Below are 721 nucleotides of genomic sequence, written 5' to 3'. Positions count from 1 at the left end.
GTCACCCAACCACCACAGCACATCAAGTCAGCCGCCGTAGTTCGTCCACCACGTATGCAGGTCTTCGAGGGCGGGAGGATCACCGTAGGCGTCACAGAGCAGGAGTTTGGCGTCGTTGGTCCAGATGACGTTCGGGTGGTTCTTGTAGGTGCCGCACGCGATCGAGCCGGCGGTCACCGTCGGGGTGCTGTCGTGGTGCCAGCCGTCCGGTGACGGACCGGCCCCCGGACAGTTGAGCAACTGTACGGCGGCGACGTCGTCGTCGAACGCCTTCTTGAGCAGATCGGCATTGGCGAACAACCCGTAGACGGCGCGGGAAGGGCCGCCCTGGTTGGTGTTCTGGTCGCAGTCGACCATGGCCAACGCGTTCACCCAAATGCTGTTGGCCTTCGGGGTGGCAGGGGTGCAAGCGCCACTGGGATATCCGGCGGGCAGCACGCTCATCAGCTTGCTCTGCGGGTTCGGGGCCCTGCTCGTCGTGGTCGTGGTGACCGTTCTGCTGGTCGTCGTGGTCGTCGAGGTCGAGGTCCGGTTGGCCTGCGAGTTGCTGTCGTCGCCGCCCATCACCATCGCGATGCCGACCGCGGCGACGACGAGGACGACGACCAGTGCGGCGACGCCGGCGATGATGGGCCAGGGGTTGCGTCGTTTGGGTGGGGGTTGGTTCCAGGCGGGTGCGCCCGGCAATTGTGGGGTGTCGGTGCTGTGGTGGTTGGGTGAT

General features: G+C 65.9%; 1 pseudogene. It reads right to left on the bottom strand.

The features are described from left to right. Positions 1-27: 27 nt before the first annotated feature. A pseudogene (locus A9X03_RS29660) lies at positions 28-721 on the bottom strand (hypothetical protein); the annotation flags it as partial.

This window comes from Mycobacterium sp. E1715, assembly GCF_001667625.1.
Taxonomy (GTDB): domain Bacteria; phylum Actinomycetota; class Actinomycetes; order Mycobacteriales; family Mycobacteriaceae; genus Mycobacterium.
Note: the sequence above shows the minus strand (reverse complement) of the source record. Positions and strands in the feature narration are given on the sequence as shown.